Genomic DNA, 25,285 nt, shown 5'->3' with positions numbered 1-25,285 from the left:
CCACGCCCGAATACAGTCCTCAGCCACCAATCCCGATGCACGCCCCAATGCCAGCCAAGACCGCCAAGGAGCTCAAGCACCGCCGCCGCGAGGTGGCCCGCGCCATCGGCGCGGACGCCGTGCTCATCGTGCCCGCCGCGCGGGAGGTCACCCGCAACCGCGACGTGCACTTTCCCTTCCGCCAGGACAGCGACTTCACTTGGCTCACCGGCTTTCCGGAGCCGGACGCGGTGGCCGTGCTGGCGCCCAAGCACAAGGACGGCGAGTTCGTGCTCTTCTGCCGCCCGCGAGACCCGGAGCGTGAGGTCTGGGACGGCTACAGGTACGGCACCGAGGGGGCGGTGGAGCAGTTCGGCGCCGACGCGGCACACCCGCTGGCGGAGCTGGACGAGAAGCTGCCCGAGCTGCTGGCGGACCGCAAGCGCATCCACTACCCACTCGGCGTGGATGACGACTTCGACCTCCGCGTCATGCGCTGGCTGCGGGCCGTGCGCGCCAAGGCCCGCAAGGGCGTCAGCGCACCCACGGAGCTGGTCACATCCGACGGCGTGCTGCACGAGCAGAGGCTCATCAAGCGCCCGAGCGAGCTCGCCACCATGCGCCGCGCCGCGCGCATCTCGGCGGGCGCGCACTGCCGGCTGATGCAGACCTGCAAGCCGGGCATGATCGAGCAGGCGCTGGAGGCGGTCTTCCTCAGCGCCTGCGCCGAGCAAGGCGCGCGCTTCCAGGCCTATCCACCCATCGTCGGCGGCGGCGCCAACGCCTGCGTGCTGCACTACGTGGACAACGCCGCCGAGCTGGCCGACGGCGACCTGGTGCTGGTGGACGCCGGCTGCGAGCTGGATGGCTACGCCTCCGACATCACCCGCACCTTCCCGGTCAACGGCCGCTTCAGCACGCCCCAGCGCACGCTCTACGAGCTGGTGCTGCAGGCCCAGCTCGCCGCCATCGACGCCGTCAAGCCCGGCAAGCGCTGGGACGCCCCGCACAACGCGGCGCTGAAGGTGCTGACCAGCGGGCTGGTGGAGCTGGGCTTCATCGACGGCAAGGCCGAGGACGTGGCGCAGCTCATCAAGGACGAGCAGTACAAGCCCTTCTACATGCACCGCACCGGACACTGGCTCGGCATGGATGTGCACGATGTCGGCAGGTACAAGTGCGACGGCAAATGGCGCATGCTGGAGCCCGGCATGACCCTCACCGTGGAGCCGGGGCTCTATGTCGCACCGGACGCCGCGGTGCCGGCCGAGTACCGTGGCATCGGCATCCGCATCGAGGACGACGTACTGGTGACCGAGGACGGCCACGAGGTGCTCTCGCGCGACGCGCCCAAGGAGGTCGACGCCATCGAGCAGCTGATGGCCCGGGGCCAGGCGCCACGATGAGCACGGGCCGCGCCGTCCGTGCCGCGCCGCCTGCGACGCGGCGGCCGCCGCCCGCGGCCGCACGTCCGGACCGTGCGGGTCACAATTGTGCCATTCGGCCCCATGTTCGGCCCCACCATCGGCCCACCCGGCCGTTGCACCCTTATCGCCCCAGGCCGGAGCAGTAAGCCCATGCAGGACTATGATCTCGTCATCATCGGCGGCGGTCTCGTCGGCGGCAGCCTCGCCTGTGCGCTGCGCGGCAGCGGACTGCGCATCGCCGTGGTAGAGGCCGCCACCCCGGCGCATCCCACGCCCGGCGCCGCCCCGCCGCCGGCGCAGTACGACGAGCGCGTCATCGCGCTGTCGCTCGGCAGCCGGCGAATCTTCGACGGCATCGGCATCTGGCCGGCCATGGCCGGCGCCAGCGAGCCCATCCGCCAGGTGCACGTGTCCGACCGCGGGCACTGCGGCTTCGCGCACCTGGACGCCGCCGACGAGGGCGTCGAGGCGCTCGGCTACGTGACCCCGGCGCGGGCCATCGGCATGGCCATCGAGGGCTGCCTGCAAGGCGCCGATGGCGTGGAGCTACTGCGCCCGGCGCGCCTCGCCGGACTGCACGTCGAGCCGCATCACGCCGACCTTGAAGTGGCCGTCGACGGCGTGTCGCGGCTGCTGCGCACGCGCCTGGTGGTGGCCGCGGACGGCGGCGACTCGGGAGTGCGCAAGCGCCTTAAGCTCGGCGTGCACGACCGCCCCTACGGCTACGCCGCCATTATCTCCACCGTCACGCCCGCGCAGCCGCGGCCGGGCGTCGCCTACGAGCGCTTCACCGACTCCGGCCCACTCGCCATGCTGCCCATGACCGAGGGACGCTGGTCGGTGGTCTGGACCGCCCACGAGCGCGACGTGCCCGCCATCCTGACGCTCGACGACGATGCCTTCCTGGCCGAGCTCGGGCGGCGCTTCGGCGCTCGCCTCGGGCGGCTCGAGCGGCCCGCCCGGCGCATCGCCTACCCGCTGCGCCTGACGCTGGCCAAGCAGATCACGCGGCCGCGGGTCGCGCTGGTGGGCAACGCCGCCCATACCCTGCACCCCGTTGCGGGTCAGGGCTTCAATCTCGGTCTGCGCGACGTCGCCGAGCTCGCCGACCTGCTGGTGGACGCCCATGTCACCGGCCGCGACCCGGGCGGTCCCGCCGTACTGAACGGCTATCGCCAGCGCCGCCAGGGCGACCAGCGCAGCGTCGCGCTGGCGACCGACACCCTGGCCCGGGTCTTCGTCAATCCGTTCCCGCCGCTGCGCGCCGCGCGCGACCTCGGCATGCTGGCCCTGGACGTCTGCCCCACCGCCCGGCACGCGCTGGCGCGGCGCTTCATGGGGCTGCACGGACGCCTGCCGCGGCTGGCGCGGGGATTGGCTGCCGCTGCGCGGTAGGGCGATGGGGAAGGGCCGAGGGCCGAGCAGCCGCGCCAGGTTCCTGGTCCTCGGCCCTCGGTCCTCGGCTCCAAAAGCTTTGACAACCGATTTCGCCTCAATAAGAAACATGTCCCAAGAGCCCCAAAATTTCGACCTGGTCATCCTCGGCGGCGGCATGGTGGGCGCCGCGCTCGCCTGCGCCTGCGGGGGCCGGGGCTGGCGCATCGCCGTGCTGGACAGCGCACCACCGCAGCGTGACTGGCCCACCGGCGAGGTGGACCTGCGGGTGTCCGCGCTGAGCCGCGCGAGCCAGCGCATGCTGGAGCGCCTCGGTGCCTGGCCGCGCATGCTGGAGCTGGGCGTGAGCGTCTACCGCGAGATGCATGTCTGGGACGCCGTCGGCGGCGCGTCCATCCACTTCGACAGTGCCGAGCTCGGCGAGCCGGACCTCGGCCACATCGTCGAGAACCGGGTCACCCGGCTCGCGCTGTGGGAGCTGCTGGAGGCGGCCGACGACGTGACGCTGCTGTGCCCGGCGCAGGTGGAGGTGCTGAGCATCAACGAGTCCGGCGCACGCGTGGTGCTCGCCGATGGGACGGAGCTGGATGCCCGCCTGGTGGTGGGCGCCGACGGCCGCGACTCCCTGGTGCGCACCGTGCTCGGCATCGCCACCGGCGGCTGGGGCTACGATCAGCGCGCCATCGTCTGCAACGTGGAGCCCGCCCATTGGCACCGGGAGACCGCCTGGCAGCGCTTCCTGCCGACCGGGCCGCTGGCCTTCCTGCCACTGGCGGACGGGCGCTGCTCCATCGTCTGGTCTGCCGACGAGGGCCGCGCCGAGGAACTGCTGGCGCTCGACGACGCGGCCTTCATCGACGAGCTGGAGCGCGCCTACCAGGAGCGGCTCGGGCCGATCCTGTCCGTGGGCCCACGCGCCGCCTTCCCGCTGCGGCTCCAGTACGCCAAGAGCTACGTGCGCCCCCGCGCCGCCCTGGTGGGCGATGCCGCCCACGCCATCCACCCGCTGGCGGGCCAGGGCGTGAACCTGGGCTTTCTGGACGTGGCCGCGCTCGACGACGCGCTGGAACACGCCCGCCTGCATCACCGGGACATCGGCGGCGTCGCGACCCTGCGCCGCTACGAGCGCGCCCGCCGCGGCGACAACCTGCTCATGCTCGGCGCCATGGACGCCTTCAAGCGCACCTTCGGCAACCGCATCCCACCGCTGGTGGCGGCGCGTAACCTGGGGCTGTTGGCGGCGGACCACATCAGCCCGCTGAAGCGTGCCTTCATGCGCGAGGCGCTGGGGCTGGGTGACGAGCTGCCGCCCCTGGTCCGCGCCGACCCGACCGCGGACACCGCTCCCTGAGCACCAGCACACCGGCCGAGACGCGCACGTGGCCATCCTGCCCTTCCCCCGCACCCGCCGTCATCTGCCGCTGGCGGTCGCACTGCTCCCGTCGCTGCTGCTTGGCGGCTGCGGCGGTGACAACGGAGATACCGACCGATCCGGTGCCGCGCCCCGCGGCGGTCCCGGCGAGCCGACGCCCGAGGCGCTCGCGGCGGCGCAGGACCTCGGCACCAAGCTGGCGTGGGACGACCTCATACCGGCCGGCTGGCACCCGAGCAAGCCCTTCGAAGGGGCCGACGTCGACGACATCAGCGACGACGACCCGCGCGCCGACACGCTGTTCAGCGAACTGCGCGAGCAGTGGGCCAAGGCGCCCGTGGTGAAGGCGCTGGACGGACGCAGCGTGCGGTTGTCGGGCCTCGTGATCCCGCTGACGGCGGACGCCACCGAGCTGCGCGAATTCCTCCTGGTGCCCTACTTCGGTGCCTGCATCCACGTGCCGCCGCCACCAGCCAACCAGACCGTCCATGTGGTCACCCGCGCAGGGCGCCCCTACCACGGCGAGTTGTTCGACACCGTCTGGGTCAAGGGCACCATGCACGTAGCGCGCTTCCGCAACGACCGCGGCGACGCCGGCTACCGCATCGACGCCGTCAGCGTGAGCCACGACCCACAGGACGGCTGAGCACCTGCCGCCTGACGGCACGCCCATCGCGCCGGGGACGGCGCTCCCACGCTACAGCCGCCCGCTTCGTGGGAGCGGTGTCTTCGCCGCGATCAGCCGCGCACACGCACGACGCGCCGGGGACGGTGCCCCCAGAAGGGCAGCCGCCCTCAGCGCCCGCGCAGCCCGCGGGCGATCTGGAACACGCGCTCGATGAAATGCTCCATGCCGATACGGCGGCTCGGGCTCAGGTGCTCGGCGAGGCCGGTCTTGGCAATGTATTCGCGCGGGTCGGTGTCCAGCACGTCATCCGGCGTCTTGCGCTGGAAGGGCACCAGGAGCAGCGCCACCAGGCCCCGCACCAGCGGCGTCTCGGCGTCGGCGCGGTACTCGATCACCGGCGGGTCAGCGTCGGTCAGGCTGCCGGTGAGCCAGGTCCTGGTATTGCAGCCCTTCACCAGGCTCGTCTCCGTCTTCTCGCTCTCGGCCACCGGCAGGAGCTCGCGGCTCAGGTCGCCGATGAACTCGTAGCGAGCCTCCCAGGTGTCCAGGAGCTCGAAGGCATCGAGGACGTCTTTGCTGTTCATCGCTTGCCCTCCAGGGGTCATGGGCAACATTCAGCGGCCACTGCACAACGCACGCCGCCGCGTGTCAATCTCTGCCCGCGTGACGCCCGGCGCAGCGTACCGGGATTTCGATACCGCTCGCGACCGGCCGTGCTGTCATCCACTGGGATTACAATCTGCATTGGTAAAAACCATGAGACTCATCTACAATTTCCGCTAGGTCACGTCCTCCGGGCGCTCGGGCGGGACCGGTCCCGGCGGCGATCGCCTGCCAGCACGCCGCGGCATCCGCCCCCGCACGCCCCAAACCGGAGATCGACGCATGGCATTCGTCAACACCGTTTCGGATTTCGCCGCGGCCCCGAGCGGCTCTTCCCCAGCAACGGCGCCGGCGGCAACCCCCCAACCGACACTGCCGCCCCCACCGTTCTTCCGCTGGCGCGAGCAGTGGTGCGTCGGTATCGACGCGCTGGATCGTGACCGCCGGGTGCTGGCGGCCATCCTGAACCACATCGCGCTGCGCTTCGGCGAGCGCGGCGACGCCGCCAACATCGACGAGATCTCGGCCGAACGGCACCGCGGCGCGCCGTCGGCCCTGCACTACTGGCTGGACGCCCTGCGCGAGCGGGCGCGGCAGCACTTCGCGCGTGAAGAGTCACTGATGCGCGCCGCGCACTACCCGGACGTGGCCGAGCACGCGGGCGAGCACGCGCTGATGCTGGCAGAATACACGGCGTTAGTGCGCGACATTGTCGCCCGCGGCGAGGAACGGCTGCGCCTCGCGGACCTGGAGGCACTGAAGCAGTGGTTCATTGGCCATGCGCTCGACATGGACAAGCGCCTCGGCCGCTATCTGCGCGAGAACGGCATCAGCGCATTGCGCCCCCGCGTTCAAAGCCACGCCTGATGCCCGTACCCCGAGGCTGAGAGGCTATTGCTGGAGGAAGGCGGCCGAAGCCGCACCGCCCGGCGGGAAGCCCGGCGGAGGCCGCCTGCCCGCCCGCGACTCTATTACGCGACGTTTTCGTTGTTTTTGAACCGGTTCTAAGCGCAGATCCGCTGCACCGGCACCCACCACGGCTCATTGCGCGGCGGTGCGCGGCGTGGGCTCGTCCTCCAATGCCCCCTCCTCGTCCCCGGTGTCTGGTTCCAGACTCCGCACCGCCGCCGCATGCCCCGCACCCTTCACCGCCCGCAGGCGCGGCGGCTGCGGCCTGCACTGCGCCGTAGCCTGATCGGACCCCACCGGCTCCGTGCACACCCGCTCATAGAGTCCGAGCATGCGCTCGGCCATGACCTGTGCCGACCAGCGCTGCGCGTACGGCCGCGCGCGAGCCCTGAGGATGGACTGCAAATCGGCATCAGTAAGCAAACGGACGGTCTTGGCGGCGAAGTCCTGCTCGTCGTCCGCGGCGATGAGACAGCCCTCGCCGTCGCGTAGCACCTCGCGGGTGCCCATCTCCGCCGTGGCCACCACGGGCGTGCCGAGCGCAAGGGACTCCAGCAGCACGAGTCCCTGGGTCTCGGTGCGCGAGGCGAACACGAGGGCATCCGCGGCCGCGTAGCAGCCCTCCAGCGACCCATCGCGGTCCAGATAGCCCAGGAAGCGAACACTGTCGCCAAGGTCCAACCGCCTTGCGAGATCCTCCAGTTGCCGCCGCGCCGGCCCTTCGCCCGCAATGGCCAGCAGCACGTCCGGCACCGCGGCGCGCACCTGCGCCAGCATGCGCAGCAGGAAGTCGCAGTTCTTCTCGAACGCGAGCCGGCCGACGTAGATCAGCAATGGGCGTTCGTCAGCGATGCCGTGGCGACGCCGAAAGCCCGGCCCGTCGCCGCGGTGAAACTTGTCCAGGTCGATCCCGGTGGGCACGATCTCCGCGGGCGTGCGCACGCCATAGCGGAGGAGCACCTCCAGCATCGCCTCGGACGGCACCGCCAGCGCGTCCACGTCGCCGCACTGCGCCGCGGAGAAGTGCCGTGCCACGAAGCGCATCCAGGACCCGGGCACGAAGCGCACGTACTTATCGAGGTATTGCTCGAAGAATGTATGATAACTGGCCACCACCGGCACCCCGAGCCTGCGCGCCAGCGCCTGCCCCGCGTAGTGGGCGATGAAGGGCGTATGGATGTGCACCAGGTCGAAGCCGGCGGCCGAGAGCCGCGCGTGGTGCTTGCGGATTCGGCCCCAGCGGATGATCCGGTCCTCGGGGTCGAACGGAAAATACCGCGACGGCAGCCGGATGACCTCGAAGGGCTCGGGCTCCTCCTGCCCGTAGTCCGGCGCCAGCAGGGTCACATCGTGGCCCAGGCCGATGAATTCCCGCCCAAAGGTCTGGATGGACGTGGAGACACCGTTGACCCGCGGGAAATAGACATCGGAAATCATCAACACGCGCATGAGTCGCACCACGCGGCCGTGCCGCGCTTCCAAGCCGTTGGAGAACAACCTTCCCATGGTACCAGCACCGCCGCCGCACAAGCGGCTCAAGCGCTCGCGCGTTGCTTTCAGCGCATCATATGTACTCCTCGCCCTGCTCGCGACCAGCACCCTCGGCAGTGCGGCGCCCGCCGTCAAGCGCAACCTGTGGGGCTACGGCGTGCGCAGCTGCGATACTTATTTGGCGGCGGTGAAGGACGCAGGCGACGGCAACCCGGCCGAGCTGCAACGCTACGAGGACTGGCTCACCGGCTTCGTCTCGGGGCTGAACCTGGCCCTCGGCGAGAGCGTGCTGCGCGGCTCGGGGCTTCAGGCGGCCATGCGCGGCACCCAGGACTACTGCCGCAAGCACGGCGACCAAGACTTCTTCAACGCGGCCATGGATCACGTGCGCGGGCTGAGCGGGATGCGCTGAGCCCTGCCGGACGCCACCGCACCGCTGAACCCTGGCGACATATCGCTGACGGACCGCGTGGGCCACGGCCGCCATCACGCGCTGCTGCCGGTGGCTTCCCGATCGAACCGCGCAAACTGCATGCTGAACTGCCCGCGCCCTTGGGTGAGACTGCGCAGCTCGGTGGCATAGCCGAGCAGCCGAGCCAGCGCCACCTCGCAGGCGACGACGGCGTTGCCGTCGCTGGTGTCTGTGGCCTGGATGGCGGCCTGGCGCTGTTGCAGGTCGCCGAGGACGGCGCCCAGGTTCTCGTCCGGCACGACCACCTCGACGCGCATCACGGGCTGGAGGGTGCAGGGGCCGGCCGCGGCCAATGCCTTGCCGAGGGCGCGGGCCGCGGCGGCGGCGAGGGCATCCGGCGTGCTCTGCTGGCCGAACAGCTCCACCTGCGTGAGCCGGACTTCGACGTCCTCCACCGGCGTGCCGTGCAGCGGCCCGGCGGCCAGCGCCTGGATGAGGCCGCGGCGCAGCGCCTCCTGCTGCTCGGCGGTCAGCTCGGTGCCGTCGGGCAGGACCTTTGGGGTCAGGGTCAGGCTGTTGCCGGCGCCGCGGGCGGCGGGACGTACCTGCAAGCCGGCGCCGGCGGTGAGCTCCGGCTGCTTGCCGTCCGGGCTCGGCGGGCGGGTGTAAAGAAATTCGACAGTCGTCGCGGCGGTGACGCTCTCGCGCAAGGCCACGGCCGGCCGGCCGCTGCGCACGGCGACGCCGAACTCCCGTTCCAGGCGCTCCAGCACGATCTGCAGGTGCAGCTCGCCCATGCCGCGCAGGAGCCGCTGGCCGGTGTCCAGATCCTCGGCGACGGCGAGGGTGGGGTCTTCCTGCGTGACCTTGTCCAGGGCCTCCAGCAGCCGCTCCTCGTCGGTGCCGGCGCCGGGCTCGATGGCCAGGCTCAGCACCGGCTGGCGCGCCTCGATGCGCTCCAGCAGCAGCAGGTGGCCGGGGTCGCAAAGGGTATCGCCGGTGCCGGCGTGGCGCAGCCCCGCCAGCAGCACGATCTGACCGGGCTCGGCCACGTCCAGGCGCTGCTTGCGGCCGGCGTCGGTGTCGAAGATGCGTGCGACATGCTCGGTGACGGTGCGCCCGTCGATGGCGACGAAACTCACCGGATCGCCCGGCTTGAGCCGATTGCGGTAGACCCGCGCGAAGCAGTGCCGGCGCCCGTCCCAGAGCTGGACCTTGAACACCAGCGCCGCCAGCGGCCCAGTGTCGCCGAGCACGACCTCTTCGGTGTTGCTCTGCGTGCCCCCCGCCATGTTCCCGTCGGGGCCACCGTCCGGCAGCCGTGCCAGCGCCGGCGGGCGGTCCAGCGGCGCCGGCAGCAGGTCCACGACGGCATCCAGCACCGGCTGCACGCCGATGTTGCGCAGCGCGCTGCCGGCCAGGCACGGGAAGATGGCGCCGGCGAGCGTGCCCTTGCGCAGCGCCGCCGTCACCGCCGCGGGGTCCGGCTCCTCGCCGGCCAGCACCTGGTCTGCCAGCGCCTCGTCGGCGTCGGCGGCGGCCAGCAGCAGGGTCTCGTGCAAGGGGGCGTAGCGCTCCCACAGAGGCGCCGGGCAGGGCTCGGTGGTGACCGCTTCGCCCTGCTCGCCGCCGAAGCGGATCAGGGTACGGTGCAGCAGGTGTACGACGGCGTGCTCCTCGGCACCCTGCGCGTCGAACACGGGCGCGGTGAGCGCCACGGGCGTGACGCCGAGCTTGTTGCGGATGCTGTCCAGACAACGCTCGAAATCGGCGCCGGGCCGGTCCATCTTGTTGACGAAGAAGAGCACCGGCAGGCCGAAGTGGCAGCGTTGCCGCCACACCGTCTCGGTCTGAGGCTCCACGCCGCGCACGCCGTCCAGGACGATGATTACCCCATCGAGCACGCGCATGGAGCGCTCCACCTCGATGGTAAAATCCACGTGGCCGGGTGTGTCCACCACTTGCAGCTCGTGCTCGCGCCAGGGCGCCTTGGTGACGGCTGCCGTGATGGTGATGCCGTGCTGCTGCTCCTCCACCATCCAGTCCATGTGGGCAGCGCCGTCGTGTACCTCGCCGATCTTGTGCGAGGCGCCGGTGTAGAAGAGCATGCGCTCGGTGAGCGTGGTCTTGCCGGCGTCCACGTGCGCCGCGACGCCGATGTTGCGCACCGCAGAAAGCTTTGTGGGGCTGCCGCCGGTCTTGGGCTTGGGGTGGCGGCTCATCGAATTGAACAACGAATGATATGCATCGACGGAGAAGAATCCATGGGTGAGCGAGCTCTACGCGCGGCAACCACGAGCGTGCACCGCGGCCTGCTGCTGATGTCTGCATTGCTGCCGGCCCTGGCCGCGCAGCCGGCCGCCGCGAGCACCGAGGTGTTCCGCATCAGCCAAGGGGACAGTGTCATCGGCACGCCCTTCTATGTAAAGACCAGCGCCGACCAGACGCTGCTCGACATCGGCCGGCACTTCGGCTCCGGCTACGACGAGATGCAACAGGCCAATCCCAACGTGGACATGTGGGTGCCCGGCGATGGCAAGGATGTGCTGGTGCCGAACTTCCACGTGCTGCCGGACGCCCCGCGCGAGGGCCTGGTGATGAACCTGGCCGAGAAGCGGCTCTACTTCTACCGCTCGCCCACCGAGGTGGAGGTGTTCTCGGTGGGTGTGGGCCGCGACGGCTGGGAGACGCCGGTGGGCACCTACTCCATCGTCGAGAAGATCAAGGACCCCACCTGGACGCCGCCGCCTTCGATCCGCAAGGAGCACGCCGAGAAGGGCGATCCGCTGCCCGACGTGGTCCCTGCGGGGCCGGACAATCCACTCGGCGCCTTCGCGATGCGCCTCAGCAACCCGAGCTACCTCATCCACGGCACCAACAAGCCCTGGGGCGTCGGCATGCCCGTCAGCCACGGCTGCACGCGCATGTATCCCGAGGACATCGCGGCGCTGTTCCCGCAGGTCGAGAAGGGCACTCCGGTGCGCATCGTCGACCAGCCATACAAGGTGGGCTGGCGCGGTGATGAGCTCTACCTGGAGGTCAACCTGGCCCAGGGCGAGTCACCGCGCTCCGCAAAACAGGTGATCCCGGCCACTATCGCCAACGCCAACGGCGTGGTGGTGGACTGGAACGAGGTACAGCGGGCGCTACAGAACAATTCCGGTCTGCCGCGGCTGGTCGGCGGCCGTGAGGGCGGAAAGAGCTGGCATAAGCTGGACAACGTGTTCTGAAGCCGGCCCAGTGCCGGCCGATCATCCCGGCGCGGCAATTGCGCCACGTCGGGCGTGCGGTGAAGACGTGTCCTGCTGACCGCCGCCCGCTGCCAGCGCGTTGCAGTGGCGGCCAAAATATAAGGGCTTCACCCCGCGCATCCCGCGAAAGACCGAGACCCGATTAAACAGTTATTCCATGACGCATTGATCAGGGAAACTCTGTCCGCGATCACCCGGCGGATAATTCGGATGAAAGCCAGTATGCCGGCGAAGCCAACGCGCTGTCAGCGCAGCGCAGGGCGAGCGGTCAGGGATCGGCAGCGCAGGGGGACAGCGGCGAGGAGGAATACTGGAAAGGAGTGGTGGATGAAACGGAGAGAAGATCCGCATATGACCGGCTGAAGCGATCGGCCCCCGTGATCGGCTGGCGTCAGTGGCTCCAACAACCGGCCGCCCGCGCAAATGCGAGGGCGGCCGGGCCGAAACCAAGCAGCGAGCCGCTTACTTGGCCATGATGCGCTGATACATACGGTTGATGCGCTCCTCGTTGGCCTCGCAGCACGACTGAGCCGCGTTGGCCGCGTCCATCGCGGCCTGAGCCATGTCACGAGCCTCCTGGTCGGTAGCGCAGCCACCGAGCAGCGAAGCGCCCAGCAGCGCAGCGGCGGACAGGGAAGCGAGCTTCACGATCTTGGTCATAGCGGATTCTCCGTTTGAGTTTGCCGATCGGCACATGGTTTATAGCACAGGACAAGGGTCGGTCCGAACCCTCGCGCGCAAATGTTAGCAGAATAGAACAGCGTCGTGCCGCAACAACGTCCACGGGTATGGGGGCCCTGAACGCCCGCTGCAAGGCGCTTTGGAGGCCATGATAGACGCCGCTCGGCTCGCCCCCGCCGACGCCGATCGGCACTGATGCCACAGGTTTTGTAACAGTCACGCAACACTGGCTCAGGACATTCCGGCGTGCTGTCGGAAATACTCGTACATTGCGATACTGGCGGCGATACTCACGTTCAGACTCTGCATGCCACCCCATTGGGCGATGCTGAGCGCCGGCAACGCCTCGGCAGCGGCACTCAGGCCGAACTCCTCGTGACCGAGCACCAGGGCGCAGCGGCGCGGCAACCGCGCGCCCTGCAACGCCGGCCCACCGCCCGCGACCATGCGAAACACGGCATAATCCGCGGCCGCGAGCAGACGCATACTCTCGTCGAACTGCTCGAAGAGCCTCGCCGGCACGACACGCATGGCGCCCTTCGCCGGCGCCGGGTCGAAGGGGCCGATGCCGATCAGGTGCAGTTCCCGCACGCCGAACGCCTGCGCCGAGCGAAAGATCTTTGCCACGTTGAATCCCGGCTTAAGATGATCGAGCACCAGGATCAACTCACCAGGACCTGGCAGCGCCGACAGGTTGCGCCGGCGTTCGCGCTCGTAGCGCGCCAGCGCATCCATGTGGCGGCGACGTCTGCTCATGTGATGCCTCGGGCGCTGAATTCCGGATCGAAGCCCCGATTGTCCACGCAGCGGATCAGTCGTGGCCAGCCGCGGCGAGCGCCGCCAGCGCAACGCCAGCGCGCCCGGGCCGGGCCGGATCACCGCCAGAGGTCCGCGGCCGCGGTGCCAGGGCAATTCTCGCCCCAGTCTGTATACAGATCGGCACCCAGGCCGGTACCCAAACCGGCACCGAGCCCCGCCCGGCCCCGGCTCCCAATCATCAAGACGCATCCTTCCAGAGCAATGCACTGAACCATGGTGGAACGCTACTACCGCAAAACCGCCCTCCAGGGCGGACGAACACCTTTCCGCTGCGAGGGCTTCGTGCGCGGCGGGACCATCGACAACGGCACCGGACAGCCCGTGGCCATCGACTCCCTGCCGCCCTTCCTGCGCGCGCTGCTGGTCACCGACGGCACCGTCACCAAGATCATCGAGGCCTATTTCTGGGAGCCGGTGGTGGTGGACACGCTCCGCCAGGAGTTCGTCGTGGCCGCGGATGAAATCCCCTGGATCCACATTGCCGGCGGCGAGCGCATCATGCTGCGCCGCGCCCGGCTGCGCGGCGCGGACAGCGGCAGCCTGTTCGCTCACGCGTTCTCGGTCATCCGCACGGAGCTGATTCCGGCGCAGTTCCGCAAGCGGCTCATCGACCGGGAGATCGGCATCGGCGCCCTAATCCGCGACAGCGGCCTGGAGAGCTACCGCGAGGTGATGGAGGTGGGTATCGAGCCGGACGCCGACACCGACGACGCCGCGTTCCGCACCTACCGCATCATCATCGCCGGCGAGCCGGTGATCCTGATCACCGAGACCTTCCCGCTGTCACGGTACCGCTGAGCGACTATGCAGGCGTCGGCCCCGGACGTCGCCCACGACACCGGCGCGCGCATCGCCATCGACACCTTGCGGCAGTTCGAGACGCCGGAGGGGATCGAGATCGCGCTGCGACTCGCCGGGCCGGTGCCGCGGGCGGCGGCCTTCGTCATCGACGTCCTGATCCGCATCGGCCTGTACCTGGTGCTGCTGCAACTGTTGAACCTGGCCGGTGTCGGCATGGGCCTGCTGCTGCTCGCGCTGTTCGCGCTGGAGTGGCTGTACCCGGTGTTCTTCGAGCTGCGCAGCGGTGCGACTCCCGGCAAGCGGGCCATGGGCCTGGTGGTGGTGCACGCGGACGGCACCCCGGTGGGGGCATCCGCGTCGCTACTGCGCAACTTGCTGCGCGCGGTGGACTTCCTGCCGGTGCTCTACGGGTTCGGACTGGTGGCGATGCTGGTGGACCGGGATTTCCGGCGCCTAGGCGACCTGGCCGCCGGCACGCTGGTGATTCACCGCGACACCGCGGTCATGGCCCCAGCCCTGCCGGCGCGGCCACCACTCGCGCCACCCGGGCCGCTGGACGTCGACACGCAACAGGCGATACTGGCCTTCGCCGAGCGCGGCGGCGCGCTCTCCCCGGCCCGCCAGGCGGAGCTCGCCGCCCTGGCGGGCTTGAGCGTCCCCGGCAGCGCCGACCCGGCGGCGACGCTGCTCGGTATCGCCAACTGGATCAGCCGAGGCAAGTCTGATTAGCGCCGAGACCCATGAGATTGGGCAAGTATTGGATGTAGGTCGGGTTAGCGCAGCGTAACCCGACGCTGGGCGCCAGTCAGGGCGCGAGTAAGCCATTGATTGTCGGGTTACGCTATCGCTAACCCGACCTACGATGCCCGCGATTTCGGCGTTGCGAGCAATATATGCCCGGTCTCCCATGCGACAGCAACCCTTCGAGCAGGCCCACGCGGCCACCTGGCGTCGTCTGGAGGCACTGCTCACCGCCCTGGAAGGCAACCGCCGCCCGCCGCCGACCGCGCCCGTGCAGCGCCTGCCGCGGCTGCTGCGCAGCGTCAGCGCGCACTACGCCATCGCCCACGCGCGCGGCTACAGCCCCGGCCTGGTGGCGCGGCTGCACACGCTGGTCCGCCGCGGCTATCGCCAACTACACCAGCCCAGGCAGCGCTGGCCCGGGCACGTGCTGCGATTCGTCACCGCCGGCTTCCCGCGCGCCGTGCGCCGCCACGCGGCCCTGTTCTGGCTGGCGTGCGCGCTGTTCTTCGGCCCCATGCTCGCCATGGGATTCGCCTGCACCGCGGACCCGACCTTGATCCACAGCCTGCTGGACGGCGAGCAGGTGTCGCAATACGAGTCCATGTACGACCCGACGAGCACCAGGCTGGGGCGCACGCCGGAACACCAGGCGGACGACGACGTGATGATGTTCGGCTACTACGTCTGGAACAACGTCGGCATTGCGCTTCGGACCTTCGCCTGGGGGCTCGTGGCAGGGGTCGGCAGTGTCTTCGTGCTGGCGATGAACGGGCTGACGATCGGCGCAGTGGCCGGGCATGTGACCCAGCTCGGGTTCGGCAGGCCGTTCTGGTCCTTCGTCAGCGGCCATGCCAGCCTGGAGCTCACGGCCATTGCCATCGCGGGTGCCGCCGGCCTGCTGCTGGGCAGCGCCCTGATCGCACCCGGGCGCCAATCGCGCACCGCCGCGCTGCGCGCGAACGCGAGGGAAGCCGTGCCGCTGGTGCTGGGCGCGACGCTGATGCTGGTGCTGGCGGCGGTGGTGGAGGCGTTCTGGTCCGGCAACACGGCGGTCCCGCCGCCGGTCAAGTACGCCGTCGGCGCCACCGGCTGGCTGCTGGTGGCCGCCTACCTGGGGCTCGCCGGCCGCGGCGGGGCCAACGCGCAGAAGGCGCAAGAGGACACCTGATCACGCATGGACCCGAGCCGCATCACCGCCACCATCCGTCCACGCAGCGCCTGGGAGAGCATCGACCTCGGCTTCGCGCTGGCACGCACCTGGTTTCTGCCGCTATGGCTCTGCTGGTGGGTCGCCGCGGCCCCCCTGGCACTGGCGACGCTGCTCCCGCTGCATCGGCGCCCGGAGCTCTGGTTGTTGCCGCTGTGGTGGTGCAAGCCCGCTTTCGAGGCGCTGCCGCTGTACTGGTTGAGCCGCGCGCTGTTCGGCGAGCGGCTGCCCGTGGCCACGGCGGCGAGGCGGCTGCCGCAGGCGCTGCCGCCGCGGCTCTGGCCGCAGCTCCTGTGGCGGCGCATCGGCGTCAGCCGCGCTTTCAGCATGCCGGTGACGCTGCTGGAGGCGCCCAAGGGCGCGGCGCGGCGGGCACGTCTGCGGGTGCTGGGCACCAGCGCCGCCGGCTGGCTCACCATCATCTGCGCGCACCTGGAGACGGTGCTGTGGCTGTCGGCGTCGTTGCTGCTGGCGTTTCTGCTACCCGAGGGTATCCCCCGGCTCGACCTGGCGGCGCTCGCGGTGGATAGCGCGTCCATGGCCGACTGGATCGGCAGCCTCTTGATACTGGGGGCGCTGTCGGTCATGGCGCCGTTCTACGTCGCCGCCGGCTTCGCCCTCTATCTCGGCCGGCGCACCCACCTGGAGGCCTGGGACCTGGAGCTGGCGTTCCGCCGCGGGCGTGCGCGCCGCGAGCAGACCCGCCGTGGGCATGGGCGCCGCGGCGCGCCTGCGGCGGCGGCCGTGCTGCTCGTTGCGCTGGCGCTGGTGGTGCCGCTGCCGCCCGCACAGGCGCTCACACCCGAGGAGAGGCTCACACCCGAGGAAGCGCACACCGCCATCGACGCCGTGCTCGCCGAGCCCGACTTCGGCGGCACCCGCCAGGAGTGGACCTGGGTCTACGTGGGCAACTTGGCGGACGCGTCCGACGACGACAGCGGCGACGGCCCGGCCTTGCCCGACTGGCTGATCCAGGCGGTCGCCGTCACCGTCAAGTGGCTACTGCTGCTCGCCGCCGCGACGGCCCTGGCCCTGCTTGCCCTGCGCCTGCTACGGGACCTGCGCGCCCGCGCCCACCGCCGACGCGAGCCACCTCCCCAACAGCCGGTCCAGCAGCCGGCGCAGGCGCAGGCCCGCCGGGGTGGCACTCACACGGCGCTGCCGCTAGACATCCCGGGCGCGGTGCGCGAGCGCCTCGCGGCCGGCGATTCACGTGGCGCGCTGGCCCTGCTCTACCGGGCGCAGATCGCGCAGCTACGCGACGCCGGACTGGACCTGCCCGACAGCGCCACGGAGGAGGAATGCCTCGCCGCCGCCGGCAGGAGGGCGCGGCCGGAGCAGGCGGCGTGGCTCACGCGCCTCGTGCGGCTGTGGCAGGGCGTCGCCTATGGGCACCGGCGCCCGGACCCGGCGGCCCTGGAATCACTGCTGGCCGATCGGGCTACCCTGATGCAGGGCCGGCGTGGCGATGCCTGAGCGGCCTCACCCGGCTCGCGCCGGCGCACGCCACCCTGGCAACCCGGGCGGGGCCTGGGTGCTCACGGCAGTCGGCGTGGTGCTCGCCGCCGGATTCTGGCTCTGGTTCGACGCCAACTTCGAGCGCCAACTGCAAGCAGTCCCCGGGGAGGCGTCGGCGGCCGCACGGCGCAACCCGTTCCTGGCCGCCGAGCGCTTCCTGATCCGTATCGGCATCGATGCCCGCGGCGCGACCGGCGTCGGGCTTCTGCGCACGCCGCCCGATACCGCCGACATGCTGGTCGTCGATGGGCTGCCGGTACTCAACGCGACGCGGCGCCGGGCCCTACGCGACTGGCTCGCCGCCGGCGGCCGGATGCTGGTGGAAGCCGCACACCCGCGCACGCCGGACCAGGCGGCGCGGCCCGAGGTCTTTCTCGACGATATCGGTGCCGCGCTCCGGCACGCCGAGGACGCGGCCGGCAGCGCGGAGGCCGTCGCCGAGCTCCGGGTCGACGGCTATCCGCAATCGGTGCGCGTCGGCTTTCATCCAGGCTGGTACCTCGAGGACGTCGATGGCAGCGCGGTGGGCAACGCCGTCGCCGACGGCAAGGCCCGGCTGCTGCAATACCGCGTCGGCGACGGCCTGCTGTACGTGGTGAGCGACAGCCTCTGGCTCGGCAACGACGCCATCGGCGAGCACGACAACGCCCTGCTGCTAGCACTGCTGGCGAGCGGCCGCGACACCGTCTGGCTGTTGCACGATGTCTCGGTGCCGGGGCTGGCGGTGCTGCTCTGGCGCGCGGCGCCGGCGGCCATCATCGCCGCGGCCGTGCTGGCGGCAATGCTGGTGTGGCACCTCGGTGCGCGGCTCGGACCGCTGCTGCCGGCGGCGCCGGCCGGCCGGCGCGACCTGCTGGAGCACCTGCAGGCGGCGGGCAACTTTGTCTGGCGCCTCGGCCGCGGTGGACTGTTGGTGCAGCAGACCAGATGCCGGGTCGAGCGCCGCTGGCTCGGGCGCCACCCACCGCTGCGCGAGCTCGACCACACCGGCCGCGCCCGGCGCATCGCCGAGCTGAGCGGGCTGGAGCCGGCGGCAGTCCGCTCGGCCCTCTACGGCCCCGTCGGCGACGCCGCCCGGCTGGTAAGCATCACCGCCACGCTGCAGCGCCTGGCGTCGCCCCATCCAGCTCCCGCACAGACGCGTCACCGGACCGAAAGACAGACAAAGGCAGGATCATGACGACCACCCAGCCGCCCCACGAAGAGCACCTCGCCGCCGCCCGCACCACCCTGAACCGCATCGAGACCGAGGTCAATCGCGCGGTGCTCGGCCAGCGCCAGGTGGTGCGGGAGGTCGTGGTGGCCCTGGCCGCCGCCGGCCACGTGCTGCTGGAGGGCCTGCCGGGCATGGGCAAGACGCTCCTGGTGCGGGCGCTGGCGCAGGCCCTTGGCGGGCGCTTCGCGCGCATCCAGTTCACGCCGGACCTGATGCCGAGCGACATCACCGGCCACGCCATCTTCGACCTCAAGAGCGAGCGCTTCCACATCCGCCGCGGCCCCATCTTCTGCAACGTGCTGCTCGGCGACGAGATCAACCGCGCGCCGGCCAAGACCCAGGCGGCGATGCTGGAGGCGATGCAGGAGCAGCAAGTGACCATCGAGGGCGAGTCGCTGCCGCTCGAGCCGCCGTTCCTGGTGCTCGCCACCCAGAACCCCATCGAGCAGGAAGGCACCTATCCGCTGCCGCTGGCGCAGCTGGACCGCTTCCTGCTCAAGTCCCACATCGACTATCCGAGCGCCGACGATGAGCTGGCCGTGGTACGGGAGGTCACCGCCGGGTCCGTCGGCGACGGTCTGGACCTGTCGGCCGTAAGGACGGTCATGACGCCGGAACAGGTGCTCCAGGTGCAGGCCACCGCCGCCGCGCTGACCCTGGACGACGCCGTGCTCGGCTACGCCCTGCGCCTGGTGCGGGCCACCCGCGACTGGCAGGGGCTGGACAGCGGCGCCGGCACCCGCGCCGCCATCGCGCTGGTGCGCGCCGGGCGCGGCCACGCCCTGCTGGCCGGCAACGGCTTCGTCACGCCGGACGACGTGAAGTCCGTGGCCCCTGCGGTGCTGCGGCACCGCGTCCGGCTCGGCGCCGAGCTGGAAATCGAAGGCTACCGCGCCGACGACGTGCTGGCCGAGATCCTGGCCGGCGTCGACGCGCCACGAGGCTGACGATGGCCTCGCCGGATAACGGGCGGCCGGTGTGACCCCGCGGCGGCCGCTGCTGCTCGCCCTCGCCGGCTGGACCGGGCTGGGCCTCGGCTGCGCCTGGCTGCCGGCGCTGCTGCCCGTCTGGCAGGCGGCGGGCCTGGTGCTGGCCGGGCTCGCCGCGGCGGACCTGTGGCTGCTGCGCGCCACGCCGGTGCCGGCGGTGCGGCGCGCGGTCGCCGGCATCCTGCCGCAGCGGGTCTGGTGCGACGTGCGGCTGCACCTGACCAACCCGGGAGCGCGGCCGTTGCGGCTGGACCTGCACGACCTGCACCCGGACGACGCCGAGCCGCGCGGGCTCCCGGCGATGCTGTCCCTGCCAGCGCACGGCGACGCAACGCTCGACTACCGACTGCGCGCACCCACCCGTGGCGTGCGCCCGTTCGCCGGCTGTGATCTGCGGCTGCATTCGCCGCTCGGTCTCTGGGGCCGGCGCCGGCGTACCGGCCCGGCGCAGGAGGTCCACGTCTATCCGAACTTTGCCGAGATCGGCCACTACACCCTGCTTGCCACCAGCGACCACCTGGCGGGCCTCGGCGTGCGTCGGCAGCGCAGGCGCGGCACTGGGGCCGAGTTCCACCAGTTGCGGGAATACCGCCGTGGCGACACGCTGCGCCAGATCGACTGGAAGGCCACTTCCCGCGTGCGCAAGCCCATCACCCGGGAGTACCAGGAGGAGCGCGACCAGCGGCTGGTGTTCCTGCTCGATTGCGGCCGGCGCATGCGCCACCGCGACCGCGCCGGCCACGCGCACCTGGACGAGGCCCTGAACGCCATGCTGCTGCTGGCCTACGTGGCGGTGCGCCAGGGCGATGCCGTGGGCCTGCTCACCTATGGCGGCGACGCGCGCTGGCTACCGCCGCGCCGCTCGCCGGACACGGTGCAACGGCTGTTGCAGACGGTGTTCGACCTGCAACCGTCGCTGACGGTGGCCGACCCGCTCGCCGCTGCACAGACGCTGTTGCAGCGCCAGCCCCGGCGCGCGCTGGTGGTGTTCCTGACCAACAGCCGCGACGAGGACCACCCGGAGTTGCTGCGCGCGGTGCAGGTGCTGCGCCGCCGCCACTTGGTGCTGGTGGCGGACCTGCGCGAGGCATCGCTGGACGCGGCCCTGGCCGAGCCGGTGCGCTCCGAGGCCGCGGCACTGCGCTTCCACGCCGTGCACGGCTACCTGGAGGACCGCCGGCACCAGCACGAGCGACTCAGGCACCTCGGCACCCGCGTGCTGGATCTGCGCCCCGACCAACTGCCGGCCGCGTTACTCAACGCCTATGGGGACATCAAGCGCGCCGCATTGCTGTGAGCGGCGCGGGCTGGTAAGAGAAGATTCGGCTGTCGCAGCCGTTCGCCGACGGCTCGCGCGCTGTCGGGCGCGCCAAAAAAAACCCGGCACGAGGCCGGGGACTTGTCGCGTTCAGCGCGGCGGCTCAGCGACGCGCCAGTCGGCGGCGCGCGAAGCCGGCGCCGAGTAGGCCGCCACCCATCAGCAGCACGGTGCCGGGCACCGGCACATCGGTCGGCACGTACTCGTAGACGAGGCTGAGCTGCCCCTCGGCATTGGGCGCAGAGAAGGCACCACGGACGCCAGAGACGACCTGGATATCGAGAATGGCATTGATGTCGAAGGTGAAGTCGATCTTCCCGCCGTTATCGCCATTGTGGTAGGTGTTCAGCACGAACGATTGGGTGCTGACGCTCTGCGTATCGCTGTCGGTATCGTTGCCACCGGTAAATTGCCCGTAGTCAGCTAGACCGGTCGCGTTGAAGACAGCGGTATTGTCGCCGGTGGTGGCATCCAGGTTGAACGTATCGGTGGCGCTGACTGTAAGAATGCTGCTGCCGCTGAAGATGTTGCCCGACAGGGCCGAATTCAGCATCGACGCGCCGGTAACGCTGCCCAGCACACCCTCGACACCGAGCTCGACATCGACGCTGGCGGTTGTGGGCGAGTCGTTATCGGCCTCCAGCTGGCCCCCGATCGAGCTCAAGGTCAAGCTCCAGGTGGCACCGACCAGGGTGCCGAGACTGTCGTTGAACTCGTCAAACTGACCCGAGGCGAGGAAGTCGGGCACATCGTTGGCGATGGTAAAGACCTGTGGCGTCGTAAAGGCTGCTTGGGCCGCCAGCGGTGCGGCGAGCGCTGCTGCGAAGGCGGTGCGAGCGATGATGTTCATACTTGAAGCAACTCTTGTTGGGGGTTTCTCTAACAGGGACTTAGCCGTGCGCGGCGCGTCGTTCTCCAGTCGGCTGGAGATCGCGTTGTCGGCGTATCCGTAGGCCGAAGGCAAACGCTTCCCTTGCCCCATGCAGACGTCATACCAAAAATTAAAATACAATAAAAAACATAATCTTAAACATCCATGACTCTTTCATGACCACAGTTTTGACAGCCATTTGTAACGCGTTCTTTACAGTTCCGATGCCCCGATAACGAACGCGTTTCTCTCAATGTTCGCCAGGCAAAGGGACTACGGATTGGCAAGTTTCTGACCCTGTTTGCTTTTTCGCCTGCGGCCGCGATCCCACACGGCCTGCGAGCGAGTGTAAAATTCTGCACACATCCCGCCCGATTCATCTGGTCGCGGCGCCTCGGGCCAGCTCAGAGGCAGCGCGCCTCTCGGCCGGCCCTGACGGCCCCCGTTTCCAATGGCCGCGCAACGCCGGCCGCCCGCGACGAACGCCGGGCTGGTCGAACAGCGCCCATTCCGATGCGAGCCGGACGCTGTCAGGCGTCGCGGGGAACCCAGGGTGTTGCCATCAGGCAAGCCCGGATATCATCGCCATCCCCGCTCCCGGCCTCTGGAGCGCCACCACCGAGCGCACATGAAAGCGAATTCTCTGCGATCTCTCGCGACGGCGATGCTGCTTGCGGCGCCCGCCGTCTGCGCGGCCTCCGACCTCACCGAGAGCGAGGCGCTCTGGCAACAGGGCGACACCGCGACCGCCATCAATCACGCCAAGGACTGCTTGCAACTAGACCCCGGCGACATCGACGCCAAGGCCTTATTGGGCCGGATCTACGTGGACGCGGGTCGTCCGGCGCTGGCCGAGCAGGAACTGCGCGCCGCCATTGGGCTTGGCGCAGACGCGGACACGTTGCTGGAGCCGCTCGCGGACGCCTTGCTGGCACAGGGAAAGGCAAGTGCGATCCTGGACCTTGTGGGCACCATCGACGCCGACAGCGACGCCAAGCGCGCGCTGGTGCACACGCTCACCGGCGACGTCCTGATGGCGCAAAGCGAGCCCTCCGAGGCGGTTCTGGAGTACTCCCGGGCACTGGCGCTGGACGCGACCCTGGAGCGGGCAATGCTCGGTCTATCCGCCGCCAACCAGGCGGTTGGCAACACGGCGGCGGCGCGGGCAGCCGTGGACGAGGCGTTGCTGAACAACACCGCGTCCGGCGACGCCTACGAGCGCCTGGGTGATCTCGAGCTCTCCCGCAACACAACGGCTGCGGCGGTCGATGCGTATCGGAAGGCGTTGCTACTCACGCGCGCCAAGTGGCGACTGCACTACAAGCTCGCCCTTGCGCTCATCGCAAACGGCGATCCGGGCGCCGCTGCCAAGCACGTCGAGACGCTCAAGTCCGTGACCCCGACGCAGCCGCCGCTGCTGATGGCCCGTGGCTCGCTGCATTTGGCGCAAGGCGAGGCGAAGGCCGCACTGAACGACTTCGAGGCCTACCTGCGCCTCCTGCCGGACAACACGAAGGCGCTGCATCTCGCCGGCGTTGCAGCGGTGCAGGCGGGCCTGCCCGAAAAGGCTCGGGAATACTGGCGGCGCTTTCTCGCCATACGCCCGCAAGCCACCGAAGTGAAGGCGTTGCTGGGCCGGCTCGACCTCGCGTCCCGCAACTATCGAGCCGTCATCGAGCAGTACGAAGCGCTGCGCGGCGCGGCAACCGCTGATCCGGTGCTGCTGCGCATGCTCGCGGAAGCCTATGCCGGCGAGCAACGCTGGGACGACGCGGTCGCGACCCTGAGGCAAGCCAGAAACAAGCGCCCGGACGATCCGCGCATCGCCTTCCAGCTGGCGTCCTTCCTGTTCAGGAAGGGAGATCTCGCCGACGCACAACGGGTCGTCACGGACGGACTGACCCTGGCCCCGGACAATTGGAACGCGCAGATCCTATTGGCGGAGATCCAGATCGCGCGTGATGACGCCGATGCCGCCGTCACGCTCGCGCGTCAACTGGTCGACCAGCGGGGCGCGGACGCACAACTGTTGACGTTGCTGGGGCGGGCGCTGCTCGCTGCGGGTAGCCCCAAAGAGGCCCGGGCAGCGCTGCAACAGGCACTGGAGCTTTCACCCGGGATGCCGGAGGCGGCCTTCAACCTGGCGCAGGCCGCCATGACGACGGGCGATACCGATCAGGCAGCGCAGTACCTGGGGCAGGTGCTGGCGGTTGACCCCAACAACGTCGAAGCCACCATGGCCATGGCCCGCCTGGAGCGCACCACGGGTCACCTGGACGACGCCATCAAGCGGCTCGAGCGGCTGCTCGGCAAACGGCCCGACGCCCTCCAGGTGCGACTGGCGCTGGCGCTGGCTGATCTCGCTCGCAACCGCATCGACGACGGGCTGCGTGTCGTGCGCGCCGCCACCGGACCGGATGCACAGGATCAGAACCTGATCCTCCTGGAGGGCCGCCTGGAGTTGGCGGCCGGCCGGCCGAACGCGGCGGTTGAGGCATTCGAGCACCTGGCCCAGCGCTACCCGGAATCGGCGGACGCACACTATTTCCTCGCATCCGCCTTGGCCCGGGTCGGCAATCCGTTGCAGGCACGGAAAGAGTTCTTGGCCGGGCTGGAGATAGATCCCAACCGGCCGCAGGCTGCGAAGGTCTTCGCGAAGGTCGCGCGCGCCATGCCGGACCGGCAGGGCATTGACGACCTGCTCGCGGCGGCGGGGGATCACATCGCGGACGGCACACAGATTTCCCAGATGCGCGTGACTGCCGCCCTGCTGGCTGGCGACCAGGAAGAGGCGATTCGCCTGCTGAAACAGTTGCGGCGGAACCAGCCAGAGGACGCCGGCTACGTGCACGAGCTGCTCGCCGCCTATGCATCCGCAAACCGCGGCGAAGACGCCTCGAAGCTCGCCAAAGACTGGCTTGCGGATCATCCGGACGATGCCGATGCATGGGAGTGGCTGGGCCATATCCGACTGCGCCGGCAAGATCGCCGGGAGGCGACGGCCAGTTATCGGCAGGCACTCGCACGGGACCCCAACCGCCCCATGGCGAACAACAACCTCGCCATGCTGCTGCTGGCTGATGGCGATGCCCGATCCGCGTTGGCGCTTGCCCAGACGGCGCATCGGCAGCTGCCGGACAATGCCGACATCGCCGATACGCTCGGCACTGCGCTGTTGGCAACAGGACAAACGCAGCAAGCGCTGGCGGTTCTGCAGACAGCGCACGAGCGCAGCCCGGCCAATGCCTCAATCGCTTACCGTTATGCCAAGGCGCTGGTACGCTCGGGAGATATCGCGGACGCCCGGACGCTGTTGCAAACGATTCTGCCACAGAGCTTCGCCGAAAGAGACGAAGCGCTGGCGCTGTTACGCTCACTGCCAGACTCTTAACGCGCCACCATCCCGCGCAAAGCGGTCCCGGCACAGAACCGCCTCCTGACGCATCGCCCGGGCGCGCCTCGCTCCGTTTTGGGCGTTCAAGGCCTCGCGTCGGTCACAGGGGTCAAGGCAACCGTGCAGGACCACCCTGCAACAGATTGGCCGATTTGCGCTACCGGCCTGTGCGGCGTCGCCCTAGTGCAGCGTTTCTCCCAACGTTGCTTTCGTCGTCGTGGTCGTGGTCGTGGTCGTGGTCGAGTATCCGGCCACGACCA

At 69.9% G+C, this 25,285-nt stretch carries 21 protein-coding genes; 15 read left to right on the top strand and 6 right to left on the bottom strand.

Features of this window, described 5'->3' with window-relative positions; translation table 11 throughout:
* Window positions 1–47 precede the first annotated feature (47 nt).
* The 4 genes from LJE69_RS13605 (at window position 48) to LJE69_RS13590 (ending at window position 4,819) form a co-directional block, all read left to right on the top strand.
* A complete protein-coding gene (locus LJE69_RS13605; RefSeq protein ID WP_296925920.1) occupies window positions 48–1,385 on the top strand; it encodes an aminopeptidase P N-terminal domain-containing protein in 1,338 nt (445 codons plus the stop codon).
* A gap of 171 nt (window positions 1,386–1,556) precedes the next feature.
* Window positions 1,557–2,801 carry a 2-octaprenyl-6-methoxyphenyl hydroxylase gene (gene ubiH / locus LJE69_RS13600; protein ID WP_296925918.1) on the top strand — a complete coding sequence of 415 codons (1,245 nt, stop codon included), beginning with the start codon at window positions 1,557–1,559 and terminating at the stop codon, window positions 2,799–2,801.
* Between the two features lie 109 nt (window positions 2,802–2,910).
* Window positions 2,911–4,152 (top strand): UbiH/UbiF/VisC/COQ6 family ubiquinone biosynthesis hydroxylase, encoded by a 1,242-nt coding sequence (locus LJE69_RS13595; protein ID WP_296925916.1) that lies wholly within the window; start codon window positions 2,911–2,913, stop codon window positions 4,150–4,152.
* Between the two features lie 28 nt (window positions 4,153–4,180).
* Window positions 4,181–4,819: a DUF3299 domain-containing protein gene (locus LJE69_RS13590; RefSeq protein ID WP_296925914.1), complete on the top strand. Its 639-nt coding sequence runs from the start codon at window positions 4,181–4,183 to the stop codon at window positions 4,817–4,819.
* A gap of 149 nt (window positions 4,820–4,968) precedes the next feature.
* On the opposite strand, the gene LJE69_RS13585 is transcribed toward LJE69_RS13590, so the two are convergent.
* On the bottom strand, window positions 4,969–5,385 hold the full coding sequence (locus LJE69_RS13585) for a SufE family protein (protein WP_296925912.1): 417 nt from the start codon (window positions 5,383–5,385) through the stop codon (window positions 4,969–4,971).
* 301 nt (window positions 5,386–5,686) lie between these two features.
* On the opposite strand from LJE69_RS13585, the gene LJE69_RS13580 reads away from it, so the two are divergent.
* The gene (locus LJE69_RS13580; protein ID WP_296925910.1) at window positions 5,687–6,271 is read left to right on the top strand and encodes a hemerythrin family protein; all 585 of its coding nucleotides are present in this window, start codon (window positions 5,687–5,689) and stop codon (window positions 6,269–6,271) included.
* A 174-nt stretch (window positions 6,272–6,445) separates the two neighbouring features.
* On the opposite strand, the gene LJE69_RS13575 is transcribed toward LJE69_RS13580, so the two are convergent.
* Window positions 6,446–7,762, bottom strand: a complete 1,317-nt coding sequence (locus LJE69_RS13575; protein WP_296926026.1) for a glycosyltransferase — start codon at window positions 7,760–7,762, stop codon at window positions 6,446–6,448.
* Between the two features lie 55 nt (window positions 7,763–7,817).
* On the opposite strand from LJE69_RS13575, the gene LJE69_RS13570 reads away from it, so the two are divergent.
* Window positions 7,818–8,216, top strand: coding sequence for a hypothetical protein (locus LJE69_RS13570; RefSeq protein ID WP_296925909.1), 399 nt, complete (start codon window positions 7,818–7,820; stop codon window positions 8,214–8,216).
* Between the two features lie 74 nt (window positions 8,217–8,290).
* Here LJE69_RS13570 and LJE69_RS13565 read toward each other — a convergent pair whose 3' ends face one another.
* Window positions 8,291–10,438, bottom strand: coding sequence for a translation factor GTPase family protein (locus LJE69_RS13565; RefSeq protein ID WP_296925907.1), 2,148 nt, complete (start codon window positions 10,436–10,438; stop codon window positions 8,291–8,293).
* A 42-nt stretch (window positions 10,439–10,480) separates the two neighbouring features.
* Between LJE69_RS13565 and LJE69_RS13560 the strand changes: the two genes are divergently transcribed.
* Window positions 10,481–11,446, top strand: coding sequence for a L,D-transpeptidase family protein (locus LJE69_RS13560; RefSeq protein WP_296925905.1), 966 nt, complete (start codon window positions 10,481–10,483; stop codon window positions 11,444–11,446).
* 483 nt (window positions 11,447–11,929) lie between these two features.
* Here LJE69_RS13560 and LJE69_RS13555 read toward each other — a convergent pair whose 3' ends face one another.
* Window positions 11,930–12,127, bottom strand: coding sequence for an alanine-zipper protein (locus LJE69_RS13555; RefSeq protein WP_296925903.1), 198 nt, complete (start codon window positions 12,125–12,127; stop codon window positions 11,930–11,932).
* Window positions 12,128–12,379: 252 nt separating this feature from the next.
* Complete coding sequence (locus LJE69_RS13550) at window positions 12,380–12,904, bottom strand: TrmH family RNA methyltransferase (RefSeq protein ID WP_296925901.1); 525 nt, start codon at window positions 12,902–12,904, stop codon at window positions 12,380–12,382.
* 276 nt (window positions 12,905–13,180) lie between these two features.
* Here LJE69_RS13550 and LJE69_RS13545 point away from each other — a divergent pair, with 276 nt between their 5' ends.
* The 7 genes from LJE69_RS13545 to LJE69_RS13515 all read left to right on the top strand — a co-directional run bounded on the left by LJE69_RS13545 (window position 13,181) and on the right by LJE69_RS13515 (window position 20,739).
* The gene (locus LJE69_RS13545; protein ID WP_296925899.1) at window positions 13,181–13,765 is read left to right on the top strand and encodes a chorismate pyruvate-lyase family protein; all 585 of its coding nucleotides are present in this window, start codon (window positions 13,181–13,183) and stop codon (window positions 13,763–13,765) included.
* A gap of 6 nt (window positions 13,766–13,771) precedes the next feature.
* Window positions 13,772–14,497, top strand: a complete 726-nt coding sequence (locus LJE69_RS13540) for an RDD family protein (RefSeq protein WP_296925897.1) — start codon at window positions 13,772–13,774, stop codon at window positions 14,495–14,497.
* A gap of 178 nt (window positions 14,498–14,675) precedes the next feature.
* Window positions 14,676–15,680, top strand: coding sequence for a stage II sporulation protein M (locus tag LJE69_RS13535; RefSeq protein ID WP_296925895.1), 1,005 nt, complete (start codon window positions 14,676–14,678; stop codon window positions 15,678–15,680).
* 6 nt (window positions 15,681–15,686) lie between these two features.
* Window positions 15,687–17,195 (top strand): DUF4129 domain-containing protein, encoded by a 1,509-nt coding sequence (locus tag LJE69_RS13530; RefSeq protein WP_296925893.1) that lies wholly within the window; start codon window positions 15,687–15,689, stop codon window positions 17,193–17,195.
* A complete protein-coding gene (locus LJE69_RS13525; protein ID WP_296925891.1) occupies window positions 17,188–18,417 on the top strand; it encodes a DUF4350 domain-containing protein in 1,230 nt (409 codons plus the stop codon). The genes LJE69_RS13530 and LJE69_RS13525 overlap by 8 nt, the downstream gene beginning before the upstream one ends.
* Window positions 18,414–19,400: a MoxR family ATPase gene (locus LJE69_RS13520; protein WP_296925890.1), complete on the top strand. Its 987-nt coding sequence runs from the start codon at window positions 18,414–18,416 to the stop codon at window positions 19,398–19,400. Before LJE69_RS13525 ends, LJE69_RS13520 begins: the two co-directional genes overlap by 4 nt.
* A gap of 31 nt (window positions 19,401–19,431) precedes the next feature.
* Window positions 19,432–20,739, top strand: coding sequence for a DUF58 domain-containing protein (locus LJE69_RS13515; RefSeq protein ID WP_296925888.1), 1,308 nt, complete (start codon window positions 19,432–19,434; stop codon window positions 20,737–20,739).
* Between the two features lie 124 nt (window positions 20,740–20,863).
* Here LJE69_RS13515 and LJE69_RS13510 read toward each other — a convergent pair whose 3' ends face one another.
* Window positions 20,864–21,610: a choice-of-anchor E domain-containing protein gene (locus LJE69_RS13510; protein ID WP_296925886.1), complete on the bottom strand. Its 747-nt coding sequence runs from the start codon at window positions 21,608–21,610 to the stop codon at window positions 20,864–20,866.
* Between the two features lie 472 nt (window positions 21,611–22,082).
* Here LJE69_RS13510 and prsT point away from each other — a divergent pair, with 472 nt between their 5' ends.
* Window positions 22,083–25,022: an XrtA/PEP-CTERM system TPR-repeat protein PrsT gene (gene prsT / locus LJE69_RS13505; protein WP_367114680.1), complete on the top strand. Its 2,940-nt coding sequence runs from the start codon at window positions 22,083–22,085 to the stop codon at window positions 25,020–25,022.
* Window positions 25,023–25,285: the final 263 nt, after the last annotated feature.

The sequence above is a fragment of the Thiohalocapsa sp. genome (genome assembly GCF_022340605.1).
GTDB lineage: Bacteria > Pseudomonadota > Gammaproteobacteria > Chromatiales > Chromatiaceae > Thiohalocapsa.
Note: the sequence above shows the minus strand (reverse complement) of the source record. Positions and strands in the feature narration are given on the sequence as shown.

Excerpts from the sequence above, each read along its gene's own strand:
- LJE69_RS13605 (WP_296925920.1), top strand. The coding sequence starts at position 48 with ATGCCAGCCAAGACCGCCAAGGAGCTCAAGCACCGCCGCCGCGAGGTG.
- ubiH (WP_296925918.1), top strand. The coding sequence starts at position 1,557 with ATGCAGGACTATGATCTCGTCATCATCGGCGGCGGTCTCGTCGGCGGC.
- LJE69_RS13595 (WP_296925916.1), top strand. The coding sequence starts at position 2,911 with ATGTCCCAAGAGCCCCAAAATTTCGACCTGGTCATCCTCGGCGGCGGC.
- LJE69_RS13585 (WP_296925912.1), bottom strand. The coding sequence starts at position 5,385 with ATGAACAGCAAAGACGTCCTCGATGCCTTCGAGCTCCTGGACACCTGG.
- LJE69_RS13580 (WP_296925910.1), top strand. The coding sequence starts at position 5,687 with ATGGCATTCGTCAACACCGTTTCGGATTTCGCCGCGGCCCCGAGCGGC.
- LJE69_RS13575 (WP_296926026.1), bottom strand. The coding sequence starts at position 7,762 with ATGCGCGTGTTGATGATTTCCGATGTCTATTTCCCGCGGGTCAACGGT.
- LJE69_RS13570 (WP_296925909.1), top strand. The coding sequence starts at position 7,818 with ATGGTACCAGCACCGCCGCCGCACAAGCGGCTCAAGCGCTCGCGCGTT.
- LJE69_RS13565 (WP_296925907.1), bottom strand. The coding sequence starts at position 10,438 with ATGAGCCGCCACCCCAAGCCCAAGACCGGCGGCAGCCCCACAAAGCTT.
- LJE69_RS13560 (WP_296925905.1), top strand. The coding sequence starts at position 10,481 with ATGGGTGAGCGAGCTCTACGCGCGGCAACCACGAGCGTGCACCGCGGC.
- LJE69_RS13555 (WP_296925903.1), bottom strand. The coding sequence starts at position 12,127 with ATGACCAAGATCGTGAAGCTCGCTTCCCTGTCCGCCGCTGCGCTGCTG.
- LJE69_RS13550 (WP_296925901.1), bottom strand. The coding sequence starts at position 12,904 with ATGAGCAGACGTCGCCGCCACATGGATGCGCTGGCGCGCTACGAGCGC.
- LJE69_RS13545 (WP_296925899.1), top strand. The coding sequence starts at position 13,181 with ATGGTGGAACGCTACTACCGCAAAACCGCCCTCCAGGGCGGACGAACA.
- LJE69_RS13540 (WP_296925897.1), top strand. The coding sequence starts at position 13,772 with ATGCAGGCGTCGGCCCCGGACGTCGCCCACGACACCGGCGCGCGCATC.
- LJE69_RS13535 (WP_296925895.1), top strand. The coding sequence starts at position 14,676 with ATGCGACAGCAACCCTTCGAGCAGGCCCACGCGGCCACCTGGCGTCGT.
- LJE69_RS13530 (WP_296925893.1), top strand. The coding sequence starts at position 15,687 with ATGGACCCGAGCCGCATCACCGCCACCATCCGTCCACGCAGCGCCTGG.
- LJE69_RS13525 (WP_296925891.1), top strand. The coding sequence starts at position 17,188 with ATGCCTGAGCGGCCTCACCCGGCTCGCGCCGGCGCACGCCACCCTGGC.
- LJE69_RS13520 (WP_296925890.1), top strand. The coding sequence starts at position 18,414 with ATGACGACCACCCAGCCGCCCCACGAAGAGCACCTCGCCGCCGCCCGC.
- LJE69_RS13510 (WP_296925886.1), bottom strand. The coding sequence starts at position 21,610 with ATGAACATCATCGCTCGCACCGCCTTCGCAGCAGCGCTCGCCGCACCG.
- prsT (WP_367114680.1), top strand. The coding sequence starts at position 22,083 with ATGGCCGCGCAACGCCGGCCGCCCGCGACGAACGCCGGGCTGGTCGAA.